Origin of the sequence: Glaciecola sp. XM2, assembly GCF_018595715.1 — a bacterium.
Lineage (GTDB): Bacteria > Pseudomonadota > Gammaproteobacteria > Enterobacterales > Alteromonadaceae > Glaciecola.
In genome coordinates this window covers 334,384-357,924 of sequence record NZ_JAHEOJ010000020.1, presented here as the reverse complement: position 1 = coordinate 357,924, position 23,541 = coordinate 334,384, and the positions used below count along the sequence as shown (strand labels likewise).

The following is a 23,541-nucleotide window of genomic DNA, read 5'->3' as shown; positions in this document are numbered from 1 at the left end:
CATAAGGATGCAATATTGTTGGCTATAATGATAGTCGAATCAATGAAAAAGGTACCGAATATGCAAGCAATGGTCTTAACCGTCGTGGGCAAAGATAAACCCGGTTTGATTGAACAAATAGCAAAAGCAGTGAAGCAGGCAGATGGAAATTGGCTAAAAAGTAGCTTCTGTCATTTATCTGGGCATTTCGCGGGCTTTGTTGAGGTGATGCTTCCCCTTGCCAACCATAACCAGCTCATACAGGCTTGTCATACGCTTTCAAGTTTGCAAATTACGCTGGTGCCTGCAGCGATAGACGATATAAACAACACCCGCGAATTTGCGCTTATCGTCACTGGCAACGACCGACAAGGTATTGTAAACGACATCAGTCATTGTCTTGCCAATTTGCAGGTGTCTATCAAAGAGTTGAACACACATTGCCAAAGCGCGCCTAATTGGGGCAGTCCATTATTTACTGCAAAAATGCAATTAGCATGTGCGCCAGATTTGCAACTTGACGATATTCAAGATGCGCTAGAACAAATTACCGACGACTTGGTCGTAGAATTGATAAAGGACGAAGATTAAGTGCCGAACAAAGAGTTATACTTTCCAAAAGAGCTTAGCTGGCTTTCATTTAATGAACGCGTGCTGCAGGAGGCTGCCGATAAAAATACGCCGTTGATTGAGCGTATTCGGTTTTTGGGTATTTACAGTAACAATCTAGATGAGTTTTATCGCGTTCGTGTAGCGGATGTAAAACGACTGATCACTATTTCTCAAAACGATGGTGACATGGAAACGGCAGATGAACTCATACAGCTCTTACAAAAGATTCAGCAGCGCGTGAAAGGCTTGTCATCTCAGTTTGATGAAATTCATAAGCAGGTCACTAAAGAACTTAAGCGTTACAACATACACATTCTTGATCACGCCCTACTCAATGAAAAACAAGCAGAGTGGGTAAAAACCTATTTTCGAAATCATGTGTTGCTGCATGTGGCTCCCATATTGCTCGACAATAAAGTAGAACTTATCCAACGCCTTAACGATAGCTCGGTTTACTTAGACGTTGCCCTGTATCGCCCCGGCAGAAACACCAAATATGCGGTGGTAGAAATCCCTACCAAGCAGACCAGTCGATTTGTGGTGTTACCTAGCCATGGAAGTAAAACGGTAAAACAAATCATACTTCTTGATGACGTTATTAAACTTTGCATTGATGAGATATTTAAAGGTTTTGTGCGCTTTGAATCGTCAGCCGCATATTCGTTTAAAATCACACGTGACGCTGAGTATTCTATCAACGACGAAATTGACGAAAGCTACGTTGAAAAGATGTCAGAAAGCATGAAGCAAAGGTTAATCGCAGAGCCTGTGCGCATTATTCATGACAATGGCATGCCTGACGAGATGATCAACGACTTACGCAAGCGATTAAAAATATCTAATATCGATACGATTCAATCTGCAGGTCACTATCGAAACTTCAAAGACTTTATTGGCTTTCCAAATGTGGGCAGAGCCTATCTGGAAAATAAAAAGCTGCCAAGACTTCGCAGCAAGGCTTTTGTGGAGCACAACACTGTTTTTGAAGCTATTGCCAAAAAAGACATCCTACTTTATTACCCTTATCATGACTTTTTGCACTTTACCGAGTTTGTGCGACAAGCGGCGTTTGATCCTCAGGTGAAACATATACGCCTAAACATTTATCGCGTGGCATCGCAGTCTCGAATTATCAGTTCACTAGTGGATGCGGTAGACAATGGTAAAAAAGTCACAGTGGTGGTTGAGCTTCGCGCCCGCTTTGACGAAGAGAACAATATCGCTTGGTCAAAACGCATGACCGACGCCGGCATCAAGGTAGTATTGGGCAACCCAAGCGTAAAAATACACAGCAAGTTATGCATTGTAACGAGAGAAGAGCGCGGTAAACTTAAGCATTACGCGCATTTTGGAACGGGAAACTTCAACGAAAAAACTGCGAAAATATACACCGATCTCTCACTTTTCACCTGTGACGATGAGCTATCAGCTGAGGCCATTCAGGTGTTTGATATGATTCAAAACCCCTACAAAAAAGTGCGTTTTAATCAACTTCAAGTCTCCCCTATTAATGCACGAAGCAAAATTCAGTCATTGATACGCCAAGAGATACAGCGCAGTACCGAAGGTCACTTTGCTCAGATTACTTTCAAAATTAATAACCTAGTGGACTCCGAACTCATTGATGATTTGTATCGCGCATCTCAATCCGGCGTGAAGATACGCGGCATAATACGCGGTATGTGCTCATTAATACCCGGAGTACCTGGGCAAAGTGAAAATATTGAAATCATTAGCATTGTGGACCGCTTTTTAGAGCACCCGCGCATCATGGTATTTGAAAATGGCGGTGACAGAAAAATATTCATCTCATCGGCTGATTGGATGACGCGCAATATGGACTATCGAATTGAGGTAGGTTGCCCGGTTAACGACCCCGACGCTAGGCAGATGATATTGGACTTGTTAGATCTTCAGTTTACTGACACACTCAAAGCGCGAGTGATCGACCAAACCCAATCCAATAACTACGTGAAACGCGGTAACCGGAAGAAGTTACGATCGCAGATACAAATCCATCAGTACTTGTCTGATCGAGAGGCCAACTAATTGCAAAATCTTTATCAGATTTTTGACAACACCGAACAGCGCACTACCGAAACCATAGCAGCCTTAGATATCGGCTCAAACAGCTTCCATCTCGTCATTGCTAGAGTAGTAGCTGACGCTGTGCAGGTTGTAAACCGAGTGAAATACAAGGTGCGCTTAGCTGAAGGCCTAGACAATAAGTCTATTTTAAGCGAAGAAGCGATGCAAAGAGGGCTAGATGTACTAGAAGGTATGATAGAGCCCTTGGCCGGACTACCCTTGGACTCTGTGCGTATTGTCGCCACTCACACCTTGCGTAGAGCAAAAAACGCCCATGAGTTTTTAAGGCGCGCACGCAAAATATTCCCTTTCCCAATTGAAGTCATTTCTGGCGCTGAAGAAGCACGTTTGATTTATGTGGGTGTGGCAAGTAACGCTAATACCGAAGGCAGCCGTCTTATCATCGATATTGGTGGCGGCTCAACTGAGTTTGCGGTGGGTAAAAGCAGTGCCCCACAATTATGTAAAAGCGTGCAAATGGGGTGCGTTAGCTACCAAAAACGATTTTTTAGCGATGGAAAGATAACCCGTAATGCGGTTGAAAAAGCTATTACCGCGGCACAACAAGATTTAGAACTTGCTAGCGCAAATTTACGCGAGTGCCACTGGGAGCATGCAATCGGAAGCTCTGGTACTGCAAAAGCCTTAGCCCTAGTGGCGCACCCTAATGAAAATGGCGAAGCAATGCCATTTAATCAACACGACTTGCAACTTTTACTCGCACGGTGCATCGAAAAAGGTCATGCAGAGGCTTTAGACTTTGAGGGGTTAACAGAAGACAGAAAACCCGTATTTGTGCCGGGTTTATGCATTATGCTGGCAATTTTTCAGTCTTTAAAATTAACTCAGGTAGGCATTTCGCAAGCCGCTCTGCGTGAAGGCGTGCTAGCAGAGCTACAAGGCAAGCAAACCTCTCAAAGTGTAAGAGTCAGAACCGCGCAAAGTCTCGCCACCAGATATGATGTAGACACCCAATACGCGCACAGAGTGCTCAAAACCTGCATGACAATTTACAATACGGTTAAAACGGATTGGGACATCAGCGAGGCAAAATATCGCTTTATGTTAGGTTGGTCGGCCTTGTTGCATGAAGTGGGCTTGCAGGTAAATTCTAGAGGCATTCAAAAACACAGCAGTTACATCCTTTCTAATTCAGACTTACCTGGCTTTAACCAAGACCAGCAGCGCGTGATGAGTGTGCTGGTGCGTTTTCATAGAAAGCGTATTCAGCCAGCGCTTTTTCCAAAAAGTATTGAACATAGCGAACAAGGCATCATGCGCTTGTTAGTGATTTTAAGACTGGGAATATTGCTGAATATCAACCGCCACGCATCGACTGACCTAGGTGCGTCATACATGGCTAAAGATAATGAATTAAATATCACGTTCGACAGCGATGTTCTGCAAAACAACACCTTGCTCAATGCCGATCTTGAGAAAGAAAGTACTTACCTAAACGCACTAGACATTCAGCTCAATGCGCGTTAACAAGACACTACATTACGCAAAGAAGAGGTAAATATGGACAAATTCATGCAAGCGGCTATTGAAGAGGCGCAAAAAGGCCTTGCAGAAGGCGGCATTCCTATTGGTTCGGTGATTGTGCATAACAATAAGATTATCGGCCGAGGTCATAATCGCAGAGTACAATCGGGTAGCCCCATACTCCATGGCGAGATGGACGCTTTTGAAAACGCTGGCAGACAAAGCGCCGCGACCTATCGTGAGTGCACCATTTATACCACCTTATCGCCATGCTCAATGTGCAGCGGCGCCATCATGCTATACGAAATTCCTAGAGTAGTGGTGGGAGAAAACCAAACTTTTATGGGTGAAGAAGCGCGCTTAAAAGAAAAGGGAATTGACGTAGAAGTACTCAACGACGCAACATGCATTAAGATGATGACAGACTTTATTCGGAATAACCCATCCCTATGGAATGAGGACATCGGGGTTTAGCCTTTGTAGTTTTACCAGCACTCCGTACTCCTTGTGGTCAGCCTCTGACATAGGCAAACGTCAAAACGAGCATTTCTACTTATTTTCCCCAGGTAGATAATTGTCATAAAGCGCTAAACTAATGTAAAAATAGTACAGATTTCCTGTCAGTGTCCGATTACATAGTATTAATGTTCTTTGGTATCACAAAAGGATGACCATGTTTGGTAGTCGTCAAAAAATTATAGAGTTAGAAAACACAATAAATAAGCTACTTCGCGAGCAAAGCGCAAACGAAGAAAAAATTGACCAAATGGAAAAAGCCCTACATAAGTCATATTTGGATGCGGAATCTCTTGCTGCAAAGGTCGATGTAGAGCGTAGGGTTATAAAGTCATTTTTTAGCTCAATAGATATGCTAGACGCTATCAGACACGACGTTGCTGGTTCTGCACAAGATATTTACAACGAAAAACAAAGACTATCAGGCTCATTACAAGACTTTACAAATATTAGTGAAATATTAAATGGGATTGTCTCGGTACTTGTTGATCTAACGAGTAAGTCAGGGGATATCACCTCGTCAATCGACCAGTTATCCACGTCAGCTCAAGAAATCGAATCCTTTGTGACTCAAATACAAGGTTTATCTGCGCAAACGAATTTACTTGCATTAAATGCCGCCATTGAAGCAGCTAGAGCAGGAGAACAGGGACGCGGTTTTGCAGTTGTAGCAGACGAAGTGAGGACATTAGCTGGGCATTCTGCAAGCGCTTCAGATAAAATCTCTCAGCTTACCTCTGAAACCTCAGAGCAGACCGCTAGAGCCTCAAACTTTATCAAACAAAATAACGATGAAACTGCAAAAGTTGCAGAGTCGGCAAAAGATATTAACAAATCAATTAACGGTATTTCTAATATGGCATCTGACATGTCAGAAGTAATTTCGTTGTCTAGCTTAAGCACCTTCATTCAAACAGTGAAACTTGATCACTTGGTGTGGAAAATAGAGGTGTATAAAGCTGTGCAAGGCGATTCAGATAAAGCTGAAAATGATTTTGCAGATCATACACAGTGTCGCTTGGGTAAATGGTTTTATCAAGGCGACGGAAAATCGATGTACTCTAACTTTCATGACTATCAGAAGCTAGAAAAACCGCATCGGGAAGTTCATGAAGCCGGAAAGCTCGCTCTGCAGGCAAGAGACAAGGGGGATGACACGCAAATGATTGAAATGCTGAATCTTATGGAAAAAGCGAGCGTGGAGGTATTTGAACATCTAAACGGCATTGAGCGCAAAGTAAAAAGCTCAAGCTAATTAATCAACATGACTTACCGCTAGGTGCGGCTTTTACATGGAGTATTCTATAGCGTTAAGTTACCTTATACCGACCCTGCGCCTATTGTGGATTTGGGAGTTTCGGGTAAGCTCAATACGTGGGATGACGAGCCTAGTAAAAACCTTGAAAAGATATCATTAATAAATGACAGGTATCGAACTGATAAACGCAAGACTAGCATGTGGTTTTATTGGCACTCTTGAAATTCCTATTTAGCTCCGGCCCATGATCAATGTATTGCAAGTTAATTGATACGCTTAACCTTCAAACTAATTGAGAAACTTCCATAGTAAAGCCAATCAGTGCAAGCACTAAACCAACACCACCTACAGAGTTGCCGCGCCCAATAACAACTCCGATTTTTACTAACAACTTACTTATACTCAACACCAGCAGCGTTAACACAGTAACCACCGTGAAAAACACATTTGAGATTAGCAGCATTGACTGATCCCAAACCGACAGGCCGACTACAGCAATAACCCAAATGAGAATATAACTACCTATCCATGCCTTTGGGTTTCTCATGAATTTAGGCTTAGTTTCTTCAAAAAAAAACTTTTAGGCCCTCTGATACCCTAGGAAAATAAAGTTCTACAGCTATTAAGACTAAGCCAATAAGTTCAATGACAACCGCTAACCACTGTATATAGTTACTATAATCGATAATGTTGCCTTTAGATTTTCGTTTTATTTACATCTGCCACAATACCATTTTTATTTTGAAAAAATATAATAAACGCAAACAAAATCTATAAAAAGCGCTCTACAAAAGCCCCACTACGAAGGAGGGAGCTAACAGAGGCGAAACGTTAAGTAGCGGTTACACCACTGACTGATACATCGCCTCTAGCGCAATGGGCATGGCGTTAACATATTTTTGTACGTCTTCTATGCGCCCCATACTGACCCGAGACCAGTTAGTATAGTCTTGATAAATACCTCTGATCATGACATTTTGCTCTGCCATTTTTTGACGAAACACCTCTGCGTTTCCGTTTCCTAAGTTCACAAACACAAAACTCGTGGTTGACGGTAAAGCCGTTAAACCATTTGCTTTAACGGCATCAAACACCATGGAGCGACCCTCGATAATTTTCTCTTTAGAATAAGTTAAAAAAGCCTCATCATTGAAAGACGCTATGGCCGCCGCCAAACCCGCTTGATTCATCGAATAGCCACCCATACCAAACCGACTGATTGCGTCAATGTTTTCTGGGGTTGATAGCAAATATCCTACTCTTAAACCAGCCAACCCATAAATTTTTGAAAAGGTTCTCGCAACAACAACGTTATGCCCTTTGTTAATCAGGTGGATCATCGAATGCTTTTCGGGTGAGTCGGTGAGTTCGTTATAGGCCTCGTCAACCAACACCAAACACTTTTTAGATGCCTTAATACAAAACGCTTCGAGCGCTTTGGGATCTACCGTTGTACCCGTTGGATTATTTGGGTTAGTGACCTGCACCATCGCCACATCGTCCGTTATCGCACTGTAAAAAGCGTCTAAATCAATGCTTAAGTCGGCTGTTTTAGGGAGCCTTAAGATCCCGTCTTTCCCTTGATGCTCTGGCGCTCGTGCTGTTGTATCCCAAAATAGGTCAGGACCCAAAATTCGTCCCTTGGTAGACGCCATTAACGCGGTTGAAGACAAGACACCGCTTGAGCCTGCGCTGAGAGTCACATTTTCCGGCGCCAGTGAGTACTTCTCAGCAATCATATCAATTAAGACCGTTCCTGCCGCGTCTGCATAGTAAGCGCCGCCCGTTTTACTGGCCTGCATAATCGCTTCAAGGGCACCAGCGCTTGGCCCATATGGATTTTCGTTGGCATTGAGCTTCGCTATCCCAGGAGCAGGCCCATAGTTCAATTTAATAGGAGAAACGCTGGCGGTACTTGCCAGGCTAAATGGTGCAATACTCGCTAACGCACCGGCCGCTGTGCCTGTAAATGCTCTGGTTAAAAAAGAACGTCTGTTCAAGTTAGTGCTAGACATTTTATGCCCTCTGTTTTGAGTTAAATCGTTTTTAAATACATGCCCGCCGATACTGAGAGAAGATAGACGCCGAAAAGCCTTTTTAACAACGTTTCGCTTGTCATGTGAGCTAGCTTTGCTCCAAGTGGCGCAGTAAACATTGCGCCTAGAGATATGGCGGCAAGTGCAGGAAGATTAATAAAACCAACGGTGCCGTAAGGCATTACTGAATCCCCATGGCTCATCATCAAAAAACCGAGAGCGCCTGGCAAACCAATAATAAATCCAACGCCAGCGGCAGTAGCAACCGCTTGGTGGGCTGAACGATTGCAGGTCACCATGGTAATAACGGTAATAGTGCCTCCCCCAATGCCTAATAAAGCAGAGAAGCCACCTAAAAATGAAGCCAAAGCCACCTTAAAAGGCCCCTTTGGCATACTCAGAGATTCTGTTTTGTGAGAAAACGAAAAGCAGCGGGGACACAAAAAATAACAAGCAAACGCCAGTACACCCGTTGCAAATACTACCATTAAGCTTTCGGCGCTCACTACTGATGCAATAACTAGCCCTCCAAGCACGCCTAACACCAGCCAAGTGGACCACGATTTTAATACATCAAAGTCTACTGCGTTCTTTTTGTTGTGTGCTTGCACAGAGCGAGCGCTAGATACCACAATTGACGCTAACGAAGTGCCAATCGCAACTTTCATTAAGTCTTCGGTTGCGGGTGTAAAAAAGGGTAGAACGGCCAGCAATGCAGGTACAACGACAAAACCACCACCGATGCCAAACAAACCCGCCATTATCCCCGCAATTGCGCCCGCGCAACACAAAGTAATGACAAACATGATGATGTCAGCACTCATTTAGCCATCCGCAATTGTTTGAGGTGAACCTGTTGAAATTTGCATTGCGCTGCAATCAAAGGCGTTGATATCGGCGAAAACAAAGCTTAATTGTCCCTATATTATATTTATTGTCATCACGTGAGCCCGAGAGGTTTGATGTAAATACAGCCAACACTTTCAGCGAAGCGCACCATTTGTGATTTATTTTGATGTAGGTGCGCTTTTATGATGCATTTTGCGTGCATCACATTCGTTGCACGCTTAAAGTACCTTATGGGAGCTTGCTTATCTGACACAAGAATAAAAAATATAGAGCGGCGCAATAAAAAATATCTATACCGGCTAAAAGGTAGGTTTTTACTGCCTTTTAGTCACTAAAATGTTTTTTAGCAACGATAGTTTTAGATGTAAGTTTAACAAATAAATTACAGTGGAATATCGGTATAGGCCTTACTGGTATGTAACTTGCTCCTACATGAAAAGTACGAGGTGTAAGGTTATATAATTCAGTATCGTTCGCAAGATGAGATATGTAGGTCTTGCATCATTTTGCTGACGAGGAGGCTATCTAAGTTGAACACGAAGCAATTGCACTATTTTATCGTGACGGCGGAGAAAAAAAGTATCGCGGGCGCCGCGAAAGCGCTCGATATTGCTGCACCTGCAATTAGCCATCAACTAGGTAGTTTGGAGCATGAGTTAAAAGCCACACTTTTTATTCGTGACTACAAAGGCGTCAGCCTAACGCCCTCTGGCCATCGATTTTTTGCTCATGCACAGCAGTTAATGCAAAAAATTGAGTTTGCCAAACGTGACTTGCTTGATTATAGCGATACTTTAAATGGCGTTATTTCAATTGGCATGAACGAAGGAATTGGCAATGTGCTTTCTATGCCTCTAATTGATGCAATTTCCCAAGCGCTACCGGGCATCACCTTAGATCTAAGGACAGCACCCACCTATCGTCTCAACAAATGGTTACATAAAGGCAAAATTGATATAGCTTTGACATATAAGCAGCTAGATATAAATCGTGACGTAAATGTCGAGACGCTTATGAAAGAATCTTTATTTTTAGTCATGAGTAAAGAAAACGCGAGCACTATACAAACTGATTTACTCAACCGTAAGAGCATCGAGTTTTGGCGTTTAGTTAACTACGATCTGATCACTCTTAATTCCCGCGATAGCTCATTCGAACTGCTCAATGAGGTAGCTAGCAAAGCCGGCATTTCACTCAACTTTTCTCTCCCCTACTCTGGTCAGCTAGCCACTAATATGCGCTACGTTGCACAAGGACGGGGCCTAATTGTGCTGCCCTCTTCCGCCTTCTACCACCTTGAACAACGAGGGATAGTCCATAGTTTAGAAATTACAGAGCCCGACATTAAACGCGATGTTCTCGCAATGAGCGCAAGTTCCTCGTCTAAAAAATCTCACATTGAGAAGGTCATCACACTCATAAAAACCCAAGTTGGTGAAGCGCACAGCAATGGCATGTGGAGAGGTACCCTGCCCTCTTAGCTAAATAAACCTAATGAAGTCGGAAATATCGAGTTTAAGCGCCAAGCTTCAAGGATAAATGAAAGTGGTTATCATGAGGTGAGCTTGCTAACACATGCGTAAGTTTTACTTATCAACGTATCTAACATTTCATCTTAATTAACAATCCACCGTCACCTCAGTTACGGTGCAATTAGGTGAACCAAAGGAATCATAAATCACATAGCAACCTTGGTTGGTAGGTACACCAGAGCTTGGTACATCGTAGCCTATAAGCGTGTACTGATTATTTACGCGCGTACTAATATCATCAGACAAAGACAGGTTCATAAATTCTAAAAAGTTGAGGCGATCACCAATCTCTGCTTGGCTTTCAGGGCAAAGGTTACGAAAGTCCACTTCACTGATGCCAAAGCCAAAATCCACAGCAAACGCGACTTGCGCTGAGCCACCAGGGTTAGTGGCAACAGGACGAAGCCCTGAAACTCTCGCTTTGTTTTGTACCAGCGTAATCGTCGATTTCATTTGTGACGCAATGTCGGTAATTTTTGCGATGCGGGCATCGGTGGTTACGTCTAGCAAACGCGGCAATGCAACGAGCGCTAATACGCCAAGCACAACAATCACTAGTACTAGTTCGACAAACGTGAAACCTTGTTTACGCTTAATTTGCAACGTCATTACTTCATGCCTAATTAACGATAGGTGCAATTATGATAGCAAAGCGCAGTAAGCGCAATTATGAGTGCTTTTAAACCAATGGGCGTTGTAAGGGAAGTGGCGCGCCGCAGTCTAGGTGAGACCGCCAACGCGCATTTATCTACTGCTAGGTGATTTAAGTCGCTGATGCGTTATAAATGTCTTGGATGGTTGCATCTAAGGTTGCGTTAAAATCATCGTCAGACTGCTGCGCGCTGAGTCCTTCGGTTAAAGCACGCGAGAAGCTTGCAATCATGCCTACGTTATCAGTTAAACGTTTATTTGCTTCATCTCTTGCATATCCGCCCGATAACGCCACTACTTTGAGTACATTCGCATGCTCAATACACGCCTGATAAAAGTTCGATTGCTCAGGCAGGGTTAATTTAAGCATCACTTTTTGCGAGGGGTCTAATTTGTCGAGCTCTGCCAGTAACGCAGCTTTTAAGAGCGCCTCTGCCTGAGCTTTCTCGGGGCTGTTAATGTCAACTTCTGGCTCAATAATGGGCACTAAACCGGCTGCCAAAATTTGCTTACCTACCTCAAACTGTTGAGAAACAACGGCATCAACGCCCGCTTTGTTAGCAAGTTTGATGACCGAGCGCATTTTAGTGCCAAAAACATCTTGCGCATTCGCTTTTGCAAGCAAGGCATCTAAATCGGGCATAGGCTTCATCACTTGTGCGCCGTTTTCTTCGTCAGCCAAACCCTTGTCGACTTTTAAAAATGGCACAACATTTTTATTTTCCCACAAAAAACGGGCACTCGATTTACCTTCAATGTCTCTATCAAGGGTGTTTTCAAACAAAATAGCGCCTAGAACACGTTTCCCGTCAAATGCTGGACTAGTAATAATGCGAGTACGCATCGCGTGCACACATGCAAACATTTCTTCATCCGATGAATATGCCGTTTCATCAACGCCATAGAGCTTAAGTGCTTTTGGCGTGCTGCCACCGCTTTGATCTAATGCGGCGATGAAGCCAATTTCTTGCTGCACTTTACTTAGCATGTCTTGTTGCGCTTGAGTTGTCATTGGGTTTGGTCCTCGTGTTTTGTTCCGATAGTTCGATGTTATGTTCTAGTCTCTTTCTAATATTGCCACAGCAGGGAGCTCTTTGCCCTCTAAAAACTCTAAAAATGCTCCGCCACCGGTTGAAATATAAGACACTTTGTCAGCAATGCCATATTTATCTACCGCAGCAAGGGTATCGCCTCCACCAGCAATAGAAAAAGCTGAGCTTTGTGCAATCGCTTCGCCAATGGCTTTGGTGCCTTCGCCAAACTGGTCAAATTCAAATACGCCCACCGGTCCATTCCACACAATGGTACCTGCATTTTTCAATATATCTGCAAGGTAAGCGGCGGTATCTGGGCCTATGTCAAAAATCATATCGTCGCTATCTACACTGTCTACCGCTTTAATGGTGGCAAGCCTGTCTTCCGCGAAAGCTTTACCGACCACAACGTCGGTTGGGATTGGAATTTCACCACCGTTGGCTTTTGCTAAGTCAGTTAGTCGTTTTGCTTCATCTTGTAGGCTTTCTTCAACCAATGATTTACCGACGCTATGGCCTTGCGCAGCAATAAATGTATTTGCAATGCCACCGCCCACAATTAGCTGATCAACTTTGTTGGCTAAGCTCGATAATACCGTTAGCTTAGTCGACACTTTTGAGCCACCTACGATTGCTACCAGTGGGCGCTTGGGATTGTCTAAGGCTTTCGATAGTGCTTTGAGCTCTGCGTCTAGCAGTGGTCCAGCACAGGCTTCTTTTGCATACTTGGCCACACCATGAGTGCTCGCCTGCGCTCTGTGGGCTGTGCCAAAGGCATCCATCACAAATACGTCGCACAAATCAGCATAATTTTTTGAAAGCGTCTCATCGTTGCCTTTTTCGCCAGCATTGAAGCGTACATTTTCAAGTAATGTTACTTCGCCTACTGGCGCATCAAAGGCGTCGTTACCTAAATATTGGGTGGCAAAATTTACTTTCACCGATAAATGTTCTGACAAGTAATCCGCAATAGGTGCGAGAGAAAATTCAGCTTCTGGCTGACCTTCGGTAGGTCTACCAAGATGCGACATCACCATCACGGCAGCGCCCTGCGCAAGCGCTTGCTCGATAGTAGGAATAGATGCTTTAAGACGCGCATCTGAACTAATAACACCGTTTTTTACCGGCACGTTAAGATCTTGCCTAATAAGCACACGCTTGTTACGTAAATCAATGTCTGACATCGTTTTAATTGGCATGTAAATTTCCTTGTGTATTCTTTTAGTTATAGCCTACTTTGTGCATATGAAGTGCAGTATCAATCATTCTGTTTGCAAAACCCCATTCGTTATCACACCACAATAAGGTTTTTACCAGCTGTTTGTGGCTCACGCGCGTTTGCGTGCCATCTACTACGCATGAGTGTGGATCATGATTAAAATCCACAGATACCAGAGGCGCTTCAGTATAGTCAATGATATTAGGCGGAAAATCCACCGACGCACTCGATAGCACACTATTAACTTGCTTAACGTCGACCTTATCGCGCAGCGTGACACTTAAATCCATCGCGGTAACATTAATCGTCGGTACTCTTACTGCGATGGCTTCAAATTTACCCGCAAATTTTGGTAAAATTCTTTCAATACCGCGAGCGAGTTTCGTATCCACTGGAATAATCGATTGGCTAGCCGCCCGAGTTCTGCGTAAATCGGGATGATAGGCATCAATAACCTGTTGGTCATGCATCGAAGAGTGAATAGTGGTGATAGTGCCGCTTTCTACGCCAAAAGCATTATCAAGGGCTTGAATGACGGGGATGATACAGTTTGTGGTGCATGAGCCGTTCGACACCACAACATCATCAGGCTTTAGGCTCTCATGATTCACACCATAAATAATGGTTGCATCCATATCTTGACCACAAGGCTGAGAAAACAGGACTTTTTTTGCTCCGCTTCGCATATGGTCTTTAGCATCTTCGGCACTTGAATAAATGCCAGTACACTCAAGCACTATATCTACTTTGTGCGCCGCCCAATTAATATTGTCTATGCGCTTTTCATGAAACAGGGCAATCTCGTCTTGGTTGAGCAGTAATCTGCTACCACGGGCACCTTGCTCATAGGTCACCTTATATCTAAAACGACCATGAGCACTGTCATATTGCAGTAAATGAGCAATACCCTCAGGCTCGGCCACTTCGTTGATTGCAACCACCTGGATACGATCTCGAAAACCGTTTTCATATAGTGCTCGAACGACGCTGCGGCCTATGCGGCCAAACCCGTTAATACCAATACGAAGCACGTTTTATTGCCCTTTTTTTAAAGAGAAAATGCGCACTTAAAGCGCCAATGCTGCATCAATCACGGCTTGGCTAGTAATGTTAAAGTGCTTGAACAAATCACCTGCAGGTGCAGATTCACCAAAGGTGTCCATGCCAATAACAGCGCCATTTAGGCCAACATACTTATACCAAGTGTCTTTTGCTAACGCTTCCACTGCAACACGCTTCGTCACGCCCGCCGGTAGTACTTGCTCTTTATAGCTAGCTGATTGTCTGTCAAATACATCGGTACTTGGCATCGATACCACGCGAACGGCTTTACCTTGAGCGGTAAGCGTTGCTGCCGCTTCAACGGCCAGTTGTACTTCAGAGCCAGTGGCAATCAAGATGATTTCAGGTGCGGTATCGCTATCGACCAATACATATCCACCGCGCTCAGCATCTATAAGCTGTTGCGGCTCGCGCGCTTGTTGCGGTAAACCTTGGCGAGTAAAAATAAGTGTTGTGGGGCCATCGGTGCGCTCAATAGCTGCTTTCCATGCAATAGCAGATTCCACTTGGTCACACGGGCGCCAGTTATCTAAATTAGGGGTTGAGCGCAGGGCCACAAGCTGCTCTACCGGCTGATGAGTAGGACCGTCTTCACCTAAACCAATTGAATCATGCGTGTAAACAAAGATGGCAGGCTGCTTCATAATAGCCGCCATTCTTACGGCATTGCGGGCGTATTCCATGAACATTAAGAAGGTGGCACCGTAGGCTTTAAAACCGCCATACAAGCTAATACCGTTCATCATAGCCGACATGCCAAACTCGCGTACGCCGTAATATATATAGTTGCCGTTTGCATCTTCTTTGGTGACGCCTTTAGAGTCGCTCCAAATGGTAAGATTAGAGCCTGCTAAGTCAGCAGAGCCACCTAGTAGCTCAGGAAGCATCGGCCCATAAGCGTTAAGTGCATTTTGCGATGCTTTACGCGTAGCGATATTTTGCGGGTTCGCCTGTAAGGCCTGAATGTATTTGGTTACGTCTTTGTGCCAGTTCTCTGGCAACACGTTTGTTTTACGACGTATAAACTCTTTTGCAAGCTCTGGGTGCGCTTGTTGATATGCAGCAAAGGTTTCTTGCCATTTCGCTTCCGCTTGTGCACCTTTGTCCACAGCGTTCCACTGCGAGTAAACATCTTCTGGCACTTCGAATGGTCCATGAGACCAGCCTAATGCTTCACGCGTAAGCGCGATTTCATCAACGCCAAGGGGCGCACCGTGGCAATCTTCTTTCCCTTGCTTGTTAGGAGAGCCAAAACCAATGGTGGTTTTACAGCAAATCAACGTAGGTTTACCCGTTTCTTTTTGTGCTTGATCAATAGCCGCAATTAACTGCTCTGGGCTATGTCCATCAACGTCTGCGATTACGTGCCAACCATATGCTTCAAAACGCTTAGGGGTATCATCACTAAACCAACCCTCTACTTCACCATCAATCGAAATACCGTTGTCATCCCAAAACGCGATGAGTTTGCCAAGGCCTAAGGTGCCGGCAAGAGAACAGGTTTCATGGGAAATCCCTTCCATTAAGCAGCCATCACCTAAAAATGCGTACGTGTAGTGGTCAACAATATCAAGGTTGTCGCGGTTAAACTGGGCGGCAAGTACCTTTTCAGCTAATGCCATACCTACGGCGTTAGAAATACCCTGCCCTAACGGACCTGTGGTAGTTTCAACGCCTGGCGCATAACCATACTCTGGGTGACCAGGTGTTTTAGAGTGAAGCTGACGGAAATTCTTTAGTTCCTCAAGGGGTAATTCGTAACCTGTAAGATGCAACAGAGAATACAGCAACATAGAGCCATGACCATTGGACAAGATGAAACGGTCGCGGTTAGCCCAATTGGGATTTTTGGGGTTATGCGATAAGTAATCACACCATAAAACTTGAGCGATATCGGCCATGCCCATTGGCGCTCCTGGATGACCAGAATTAGCTTGTTGGACAGCGTCCATACTTAAAGCTCGAACAGCGTTTGCGAGATGGCGGCGTGATGACATGATTACTCCTTGATGAATCAAAATGAGGGTGTTGTGTATTTTTAAGGCGCGTATTGTCGCCCGTCCCCATAATCACTTCAATCATTAATTCGTATTAATGCTTTATTTTTGGCCTATCTCTACTAGATGGGCTGATTACATAAGCAAAGAGTTGGGTTGTTGAAAGGGTTTTAAGAGCGATTATTCATATGGACAAGTCGTCCTCTCTACCGCTTTAAACTAGCAATCATAGCCTGTTCAACCAAGTTCTTTTTTTCCTAAAAAGCAACTACGTTTGAAAACGGTCAATAAAATATAAATGCGTAGCTCATACAAGCATGATATCTCGACACCTTAATACGTCGGGCAGTGTCCGGTGGTGACGTTTTGACTCTATGGCTAGCTTGCCGAAGGATCCTATCGAAGTTTTGTTGTTTCTATCATCAACAAAACCCTTTTTAGTAGATTATTGACACTTAGAAATCGCTTTCTTGAAGATCACTTTGAGCAAATCTAGGTTCAAGTTAACACCAGCAATGTTTGCATCTATCCAGTCTTGCTGGGAAATTTTAGGCCATGTCACATCATAACCAATGGTATATAGAAGCTCTTCAAAAAAGAAACGTAATACTCTTCCGTTACCTTCGCGAAAGGGGTGTAGCAAATTAAGCTCACAAAACAAGTCTGCTACGTTATCAATCAACTCATTAAAATCATCGCAATCTGCAAGGGCAGGAATCGTTTGAAATAATTTATTTGCTTCTGGCTCTATTCGTGTCCAAGTACAAAAACGGGTATCGCCTTTAGAAATATCAACATCACGCGTTTGTCCCGCCCATTCGTATAAGTCTTGAAATAAATGATGATGAAGGTGCTTTAAATGTTCAAATGAAAAATCAGAGAGTGACAATAGTGCAGGTTTGTAGGTTCTATAGCGTTCGGCTGAAAACTGAGCTTCAGCTTCTTGCAGTGCATCTGTGTCTTGTATATCTAAAAGGTTGATTAATACATCAGAACCAGGGTAGCAGTATTTATCGTAAGCTACCCCGTATTTATCTCGCATACTTGCGCTTCAATTCGTCAATACTCTTTCCTTCACTTCCTTTTTTGAGTGAAAGGCCTTCATAACTCAGACTGACCTTAAAGTTATCCATATTTGGCTTAAACCTAGTCTTGCGTTCATCGCTAGATTTAGAAACTGTAGCAGTCATAATCCCCCCTTGATGTTATAATTTTACAATAGTAAGTCATTAATTGCCATTATACATCCTAATCGAAAAAACACTGATTGGGCGTTGTCTTGATTATATAAAGCACAAATTTTAAGCCTATTTATTGCCATCAACATATATCCGTTTTCTCATATATCCTTTCCTAAAATGAAAAAACCGACTTTCGCCGGCTTTTCCTCCCAATTTCCATGGGTCATGATGCCACGCGTGGAAAAAGGGTCAGTTGTTAATTAAAAGCTTAGCTAACTACACACTTTTAAGTCAAGTTGTTAGTAGAGATGACTTATTAATCATCTTCGGTAAAGCATTTTTTGAGCCGTAGCGGTTTATAGTGGAAAATATGACTTGGCGGAAACGCCTATAATTGCTAGTTTAACGCGGTAGAGAAGAGGACTAGTCCATATGAATCGTCCGATTTATGCACCGCCTTGTGAATAATACCTAAATAGCCAAAACGACAACCCCCATTTTCTATCCGCATAAAAACACACTCAATTACAACCGTCGGTTAGGTTTGAAATTTGTGCATTTGTGATCTTTTTCTCTTTTATTTACGAATCCTTATGTAAATCGAATAGACTTTTAGACGTCTAGACGGAAATAGATTACAATGGCACCCATTATGAAGCAGAGCGATAAGAAATTTTACGCCTGCTTGCTTACGGCAATGCACGTAGGCCATTTTTAATATTAATTTTCAGGATATTTAATGACATCACGTTTATTTACTTCGGAGTCAGTTTCCGAGGGTCACCCAGATAAAATTGCAGACCAAATCTCCGACGCCGTCCTCGACGCTATTTTAAAAGAAGACCCAAAAGCAAGGGTTGCATGTGAGACCTTTGTTAAAACCGGCATGGTATTAGTGGGCGGTGAGATTAACACCACAGCGTGGGTAGACATCGAAGAGCTTGCCCGCAAAACGGTAAAAGAAATCGGCTATACGCATTCTGATATGGGTTTTGATGGCGAATCATGCGCGGTCTTAAACGCCATTGGGAAACAATCTGGCGACATTAATCAAGGTGTGGATCGAGAGCATCCTGAAGAGCAAGGCGCGGGTGATCAAGGTCTGATGTTTGGCTACGCAAGCGACGAGACCGACGTATTAATGCCAGCTCCTATTACCTATTCACATCGACTAGTGCAACAACAAGCCAAGCTGCGCAAGAACGGTCAATTGCCTTGGTTACGCCCAGATGCAAAAAGTCAGGTCACGTTTGTCTATGAAAACGGTAAACCTGTTGCGATAGACGCTATTGTATTATCAACCCAACATTGCGACAGTGTGGATAACGCCACAATCCGCGAAGCGGTGATGGAAGAAATCATTAAACCGGTAGTGCCTGCCAATTGGCTTACCAGCAATACTCAGTATCATATTAATCCTACCGGGCGCTTTGTTATTGGCGGGCCAATGGGTGATTGCGGCTTAACTGGAAGAAAAATCATTGTCGATACCTATGGCGGCATGGCGCGTCATGGCGGCGGCGCATTCTCTGGTAAAGATCCATCAAAAGTAGACAGAAGCGCTGCATACGCGTGTCGATATGTGGCTAAAAACATTGTCGCAGCGGGTTTGGCTAAACGTTGTGAAATTCAGGTTTCTTATGCCATTGGAGTGGCTCTGCCCACCTCCATTAGTGTCGATACTTTTGGAACAGGCGTGATTGATGACGATGCACTAGTCGAGCTCATTAAGCGCCATTTCGATTTACGTCCTTATGGTCTTATTCAAATGCTCGACCTAGAGCACCCAATCTATCAACCCACTGCGGCATATGGTCACTTTGGTCGTGAAGAGTTTCCTTGGGAGAAAACAGACCGTGCCTCTATATTGAAAGAGGATGCTCAGATATAATTGAGGATGGAAGTGGTCGCTTGTTGATGGCGACCACATACATCACAGGACACTGACATGAGAAAAAAACTGACCACGGCATTAATAGCACTTTCAGCCGCAATGATGCTAAGCGCTTGCACCACCTCCCCAACAGGCCGCAGTCAAGTACTACTATATTCTGATGCTCAGCTGGCGCAATCTGGCGCTCAAGCCTTTGCTGGCATGAAACAAGAAATCCCAATTTCAAGCACCGCAGTTACCAACAACTTTGTACAGTGTATAGCTAACAACATTATACAGCAGCTCGGCCCAAGCGCTTCACCAGACGATTGGGAAGTGGTGGTGTTCGACTCAGACCAAGTGAATGCATTTGCATTACCGGGCAAGAAAATTGGTGTGTATACGGGTTTGTTGAAAGTCGCACAGAATCAAGACCAAGTCGCCGCCGTCATTGGCCATGAAGTGGGTCATGTACTTGCACAACATGGTAACGAGCGCATGAGTCAGTCAACTTTGATTGGTATTAGTCAAGAAGCAGTCAGTGTGGCTTTACAGTCGAATAATGTTGCTCAGTCGGGTGCAATAATGTCAGCGTTTGGCCTCGGTGCACAGCTCGGCGTTACCCTGCCATTTAGCCGCGCACACGAAACCGAGGCAGATATTATCGGTTTAGACTTGATGGCGCGCGCAGGGTTTGACCCTCGTCAATCTATTAATCTGTGGCAAAACATGAATAAAGCGAGCGGTGGCAACCGTCCTCTTGAAATGCTATCTACTCACCCTGCTCCAGATACTCGTATCGCAAACTTGCGAGCGAATATGGGTCCAGCGCTTACCACCTATAATGCAGTATTAAATAAGCCTAAGTGCGAATAGCACCGCGCTTATCATTCTGAGTACCTAACAAATATTTGCGCAAAAAAAAGTCCAACTGGGAAGTTGGACTTCTTCTTTTATGCGTTTTACTGCAATAAAATAGTTAATTTAGGCTAACTAACCTTCTATTATGCATCTTTGTGCACATGCACATCCATTTGTGGGAACGGAATTGAAATACCTTCTTTGTCGAAGCGCAGTTTCACTTCTTCGGTAAACTCAAACATCACGTTCCAGTAATCCCCTGAATTCACCCATGGGCGAACCACAAAGTTAACGCTGCTGTCACCTAGTTCAGAAACCGCAACCTGTGGCGCTGGATCTTTTAAGATGCGCTCATCGGCTTCGACCATCTCTTGAAGGACAGACTTGGCTTTTTTGAGGTCATCGCCATAACCGATACCAAACACCATATCAACACGGCGCGTATCTTTTGCCGAGAAATTGGTAATATTGCCACCGTAGATTGCACCATTTGGCACAATGATTTCTTTGTTATCCGGTGTATTCATAATGGTGGTGAAGATGCCAATACTTTTGATGGTGCCCATCGCGCCACCAGCATCTACAAAGTCGCCTGATTTGAACGGCTTAAAGACCAATAGCATGACCCCTGCTGCAAAGTTCTGCAGCGACCCTTGTAGCGATAAGCCAATAGCCAAACCTGCGGCACCTAAGATAGCAACCAATGATGTGGTATTAACGCCTAGCTGATCTAGAGCAGCAACGATAACAAATAGCATCAGTATTGCTTTAACAATAGACTTCAAGAAATCTACTAGCATCGGATCGTAATTAGCTCGGCCCAGCAATTTACCTACAAGATTTACCAGTATGTTCACAACGAACTTACCGATAATGAAGATAATTATCGCAACGGCTAACTGTATAGCGAATGGGACGATGTAATCGTCAAGATATTTTGAAGCATCTTCTGTTGTGAAGTCGAACATGTTGACATTTCCTTTGTGAAATTAATATCTAGTTTAAAACCCTACCACGCATGCTTTTTTTTGCACGTCTAGTTTGAAAACCATTATCAAGGACACGTTAAATTAAGCAATCTTTTTTGTAAAAAATTCACACACTTATAAATTGTGTAGCAAATTAGCAACACTTTTTCTTGCATTGTAATTTATAACCGTGTATAAATTTTAATCATTGAAGCACAGGAGATATACGAGTATGGAATTCTCGACGTTCATATTAGCATTTTTATTTATGATGGTTTTCGCATTATTTGCGTATTGTTTGACAGAGCCTCGGGGTAAAAACACGATACACGCTCGCAAAAGAAGCAATACCAATACAGTCGACATAGACAAAAATGTAGGTCTTAAACAAGACCCAATTTCGCAATCAAAAGATGTAGCTTACAACATTCAAAAAAACCAAACGGAGGCGGCTTAGCCTCCGTTTTTTTGCCTCGCATACTTACACCCTGTATTTAATCATCTAAACCTTTGCGATTTGCTAACAATATCTGCCATACTATCGGCGCCTTAACTAACATCTAGCAAATATGCGAATTCCACGATTTTACACGGCTCAGAGCCTACAGGCTGATGACGAGATAACCCTTGAAGAATCAGTATCTCACTATATCTCAACAGTATTGCGCCTCAAAGAAAACGCGCCCATTGTCCTGTTTAATGGCAATGGCGCTGACTACACAGCCGACATTGTCAGCCCCCACAAAAAGCATACAAAAGTGGTCATCAATGCACAAATCAGTCTAAATGTTGAGTCGCCGCTGCATATTCATCTCGCTCAAGGAATATCAAAGGGCGACCGTATGGATTATGCCTTGCAAAAGGCCGTTGAACTGGGCGTAACCGAAATCACTCCGATTAACACAGAGTTTTGTAACGTTAAGCTAAATGAAGAAAGATGGGAAAAAAAGCATGCTCAATGGCAAAAGGTCATTATCTCTGCATGTGAGCAAAGCCAGCGCAACTGTGTGCCTACATTGCATCCTGTTACCAGTTTTAGTCAATATATTGGCCTAAACACCAACCTTAAGCGCATAATACTGTCGCCAGGAAGCGACACCTATTTGTCGGGAACCCCAAGGCACCCTATTGGCTTTCAACTGTTGATAGGCCCTGAAGGCGGGTTTTCTGAACAAGAGGTGTATACCGCTCAACAAATCGGTTATACATCGGTGAATCTAGGCCCAAGAATCTTGCGTACTGAAACGGCCGCCGTGACCTGTATATCGATACTACAAGCGCTACATGGTGACCTTTAACTTGTATTTTCGAGCTTAAGCACCACACTATAATATAACTAAACAACCAAAACGTCAGAGAAAGAGCCGTCAATGTCATCAAGAAAGTTGGGAATGGTAATGGACCCCATTACCGCCATAAACACAAAAAAGGACACTAGCTTTGCCCTAATGCTTGAAGCACAGCGCAGAGGTTATACGCTGTATTACATCCAGCAAAAAGACATGAGCATCGACAATGGGCAACCCCTTGCTCGGTCTCAAATCATCACGGTGACAGACTCGCCTGATAATTACTATAACGTGCAAAGCGAGCAACAGATTAACTTAGGCGAGCTCGACGTGATCCTGATGCGCAAAGACCCGCCATTTGACAGCGAGTTTTTATACGCAACCCACATTCTAGAGTTGGCCGAACGTGCAGGCGCTTTGGTGGTCAACAAACCACAGGCACTGCGCGATTTTAATGAAAAGCTTTTCACAGCTTTATATCCGCAGTTCATTCCCGACACCTTGGTCACCACACAAAAATCTGACTTTAGAGCGTTTCATCAAAAGCATAAAGATATTATTTGTAAGCCCCTTGATGGAATGGGCGGTACATCTATTTTCAGAGTCACCGAAGATGGCACTAACTTAGGTGTGATTGCCGAAGTGCTGACCGAAAACGGCACCCGCCACGCGATGGTGCAGCGCTACATGCCTGAAATCAAAGCGGGAGACAAACGAATCCTACTTATTGATGGAGAGGTCATTCCTTATTGCTTAGCGCGTTTACCGGCAGCTAACGAAACTCGAGGGAATCTTGCAGCAGGTGGCTCGGGAGTGGCCCAAGAAGTCAGCAATGAAGATATGAAAGTTGCTACTGCAATTGCGAAAGACATGCCCGCTAGAGGTATTTTACTGGTAGGCTTAGATATGATTGGCAATAAGGTGACCGAGATTAATATTACCTCGCCCACTTGTGTCCGAGAAATCGAAGCAGCATATCCTATCAACATCTGTGGCAAAATATTTGATGCCGTAGAAAAACGTCTATAGAGGAAACCATACATCGTGGCCG

21 protein-coding genes are annotated in these 23,541 nt (G+C 43.9%); 10 read left to right on the top strand and 11 right to left on the bottom strand.

The window, feature by feature from the left end; genetic code table 11:
* The first annotated feature begins 42 nt into the window (after nucleotides 1–42).
* From KJ365_RS06200 to KJ365_RS16900, 5 genes are all read left to right on the top strand, one after another.
* Nucleotides 43–570 carry a glycine cleavage system transcriptional repressor gene (locus KJ365_RS06200; RefSeq protein ID WP_250884054.1) on the top strand — a complete coding sequence of 176 codons (528 nt, stop codon included), beginning with the start codon at nucleotides 43–45 and terminating at the stop codon, nucleotides 568–570.
* Entirely contained in the window at nucleotides 571–2,640 is a 2,070-nt protein-coding gene (gene ppk1 / locus KJ365_RS06195; protein ID WP_214450755.1) for a polyphosphate kinase 1, read from the top strand. It begins immediately after the preceding gene.
* A complete protein-coding gene (locus KJ365_RS06190; protein WP_214450754.1) occupies nucleotides 2,641–4,167 on the top strand; it encodes a Ppx/GppA phosphatase family protein in 1,527 nt (508 codons plus the stop codon). It begins immediately after the preceding gene.
* Between the two features lie 33 nt (nucleotides 4,168–4,200).
* Nucleotides 4,201–4,638 carry a nucleoside deaminase gene (locus tag KJ365_RS06185; RefSeq protein WP_214450753.1) on the top strand — a complete coding sequence of 146 codons (438 nt, stop codon included), beginning with the start codon at nucleotides 4,201–4,203 and terminating at the stop codon, nucleotides 4,636–4,638.
* A gap of 199 nt (nucleotides 4,639–4,837) precedes the next feature.
* Complete coding sequence (locus tag KJ365_RS16900; RefSeq protein WP_284731254.1) at nucleotides 4,838–5,935, top strand: methyl-accepting chemotaxis protein; 1,098 nt, start codon at nucleotides 4,838–4,840, stop codon at nucleotides 5,933–5,935.
* 286 nt (nucleotides 5,936–6,221) lie between these two features.
* On the opposite strand, the gene KJ365_RS06175 is transcribed toward KJ365_RS16900, so the two are convergent.
* The 3 genes from KJ365_RS06175 to KJ365_RS06165 all read right to left on the bottom strand — a co-directional run bounded on the left by KJ365_RS06175 (nucleotide 6,222) and on the right by KJ365_RS06165 (nucleotide 8,798).
* Entirely contained in the window at nucleotides 6,222–6,485 is a 264-nt protein-coding gene (locus KJ365_RS06175) for a hypothetical protein (RefSeq protein ID WP_214450751.1), read from the bottom strand.
* 295 nt (nucleotides 6,486–6,780) lie between these two features.
* On the bottom strand, nucleotides 6,781–7,953 hold the full coding sequence (locus KJ365_RS06170; RefSeq protein WP_214450750.1) for a pyridoxal phosphate-dependent aminotransferase: 1,173 nt from the start codon (nucleotides 7,951–7,953) through the stop codon (nucleotides 6,781–6,783).
* A 20-nt stretch (nucleotides 7,954–7,973) separates the two neighbouring features.
* Nucleotides 7,974–8,798 carry a sulfite exporter TauE/SafE family protein gene (locus KJ365_RS06165; RefSeq protein ID WP_214450749.1) on the bottom strand — a complete coding sequence of 275 codons (825 nt, stop codon included), beginning with the start codon at nucleotides 8,796–8,798 and terminating at the stop codon, nucleotides 7,974–7,976.
* Between the two features lie 555 nt (nucleotides 8,799–9,353).
* On the opposite strand from KJ365_RS06165, the gene KJ365_RS06160 reads away from it, so the two are divergent.
* On the top strand, nucleotides 9,354–10,304 hold the full coding sequence (locus KJ365_RS06160) for a LysR family transcriptional regulator (protein ID WP_214450748.1): 951 nt from the start codon (nucleotides 9,354–9,356) through the stop codon (nucleotides 10,302–10,304).
* Nucleotides 10,305–10,442: 138 nt separating this feature from the next.
* On the opposite strand, the gene KJ365_RS16895 is transcribed toward KJ365_RS06160, so the two are convergent.
* The 7 genes from KJ365_RS16895 to KJ365_RS06125 all read right to left on the bottom strand — a co-directional run bounded on the left by KJ365_RS16895 (nucleotide 10,443) and on the right by KJ365_RS06125 (nucleotide 17,508).
* Nucleotides 10,443–10,964, bottom strand: a complete 522-nt coding sequence (locus KJ365_RS16895; protein ID WP_214450747.1) for a prepilin-type N-terminal cleavage/methylation domain-containing protein — start codon at nucleotides 10,962–10,964, stop codon at nucleotides 10,443–10,445.
* A 154-nt stretch (nucleotides 10,965–11,118) separates the two neighbouring features.
* On the bottom strand, nucleotides 11,119–12,018 hold the full coding sequence (locus tag KJ365_RS06150) for a fructose bisphosphate aldolase (protein WP_214450746.1): 900 nt from the start codon (nucleotides 12,016–12,018) through the stop codon (nucleotides 11,119–11,121).
* Nucleotides 12,019–12,063: 45 nt separating this feature from the next.
* Nucleotides 12,064–13,239, bottom strand: a complete 1,176-nt coding sequence (locus KJ365_RS06145) for a phosphoglycerate kinase (RefSeq protein ID WP_214450745.1) — start codon at nucleotides 13,237–13,239, stop codon at nucleotides 12,064–12,066.
* Nucleotides 13,240–13,261: 22 nt separating this feature from the next.
* Nucleotides 13,262–14,290 carry an erythrose-4-phosphate dehydrogenase gene (gene epd, locus KJ365_RS06140; protein ID WP_214450744.1) on the bottom strand — a complete coding sequence of 343 codons (1,029 nt, stop codon included), beginning with the start codon at nucleotides 14,288–14,290 and terminating at the stop codon, nucleotides 13,262–13,264.
* Nucleotides 14,291–14,326: 36 nt separating this feature from the next.
* Nucleotides 14,327–16,318: a transketolase gene (tkt, locus tag KJ365_RS06135; RefSeq protein WP_214450743.1), complete on the bottom strand. Its 1,992-nt coding sequence runs from the start codon at nucleotides 16,316–16,318 to the stop codon at nucleotides 14,327–14,329.
* 445 nt (nucleotides 16,319–16,763) lie between these two features.
* A complete protein-coding gene (locus tag KJ365_RS06130) occupies nucleotides 16,764–17,360 on the bottom strand; it encodes a Fic/DOC family protein (protein WP_214450742.1) in 597 nt (198 codons plus the stop codon).
* A complete protein-coding gene (locus tag KJ365_RS06125; protein WP_214450741.1) occupies nucleotides 17,350–17,508 on the bottom strand; it encodes a hypothetical protein in 159 nt (52 codons plus the stop codon). Before KJ365_RS06125 ends, KJ365_RS06130 begins: the two co-directional genes overlap by 11 nt.
* Nucleotides 17,509–18,238: 730 nt before the next feature.
* Here KJ365_RS06125 and metK point away from each other — a divergent pair.
* Nucleotides 18,239–19,390: a methionine adenosyltransferase gene (gene metK, locus KJ365_RS06120; RefSeq protein WP_214450740.1), complete on the top strand. Its 1,152-nt coding sequence runs from the start codon at nucleotides 18,239–18,241 to the stop codon at nucleotides 19,388–19,390.
* A gap of 57 nt (nucleotides 19,391–19,447) precedes the next feature.
* A complete protein-coding gene (locus tag KJ365_RS06115; RefSeq protein WP_214450739.1) occupies nucleotides 19,448–20,248 on the top strand; it encodes a M48 family metallopeptidase in 801 nt (266 codons plus the stop codon).
* A 128-nt stretch (nucleotides 20,249–20,376) separates the two neighbouring features.
* On the opposite strand, the gene KJ365_RS06110 is transcribed toward KJ365_RS06115, so the two are convergent.
* A complete protein-coding gene (locus KJ365_RS06110; RefSeq protein WP_214450738.1) occupies nucleotides 20,377–21,201 on the bottom strand; it encodes a mechanosensitive ion channel family protein in 825 nt (274 codons plus the stop codon).
* 569 nt (nucleotides 21,202–21,770) lie between these two features.
* On the opposite strand from KJ365_RS06110, the gene KJ365_RS06105 reads away from it, so the two are divergent.
* Nucleotides 21,771–22,499, top strand: a complete 729-nt coding sequence (locus KJ365_RS06105) for a 16S rRNA (uracil(1498)-N(3))-methyltransferase (RefSeq protein WP_214450737.1) — start codon at nucleotides 21,771–21,773, stop codon at nucleotides 22,497–22,499.
* Nucleotides 22,500–22,571: 72 nt separating this feature from the next.
* The gene (gene gshB, locus KJ365_RS06100) at nucleotides 22,572–23,519 is read left to right on the top strand and encodes a glutathione synthase (RefSeq protein ID WP_250884053.1); all 948 of its coding nucleotides are present in this window, start codon (nucleotides 22,572–22,574) and stop codon (nucleotides 23,517–23,519) included.
* Nucleotides 23,520–23,541 lie beyond the last annotated feature (22 nt).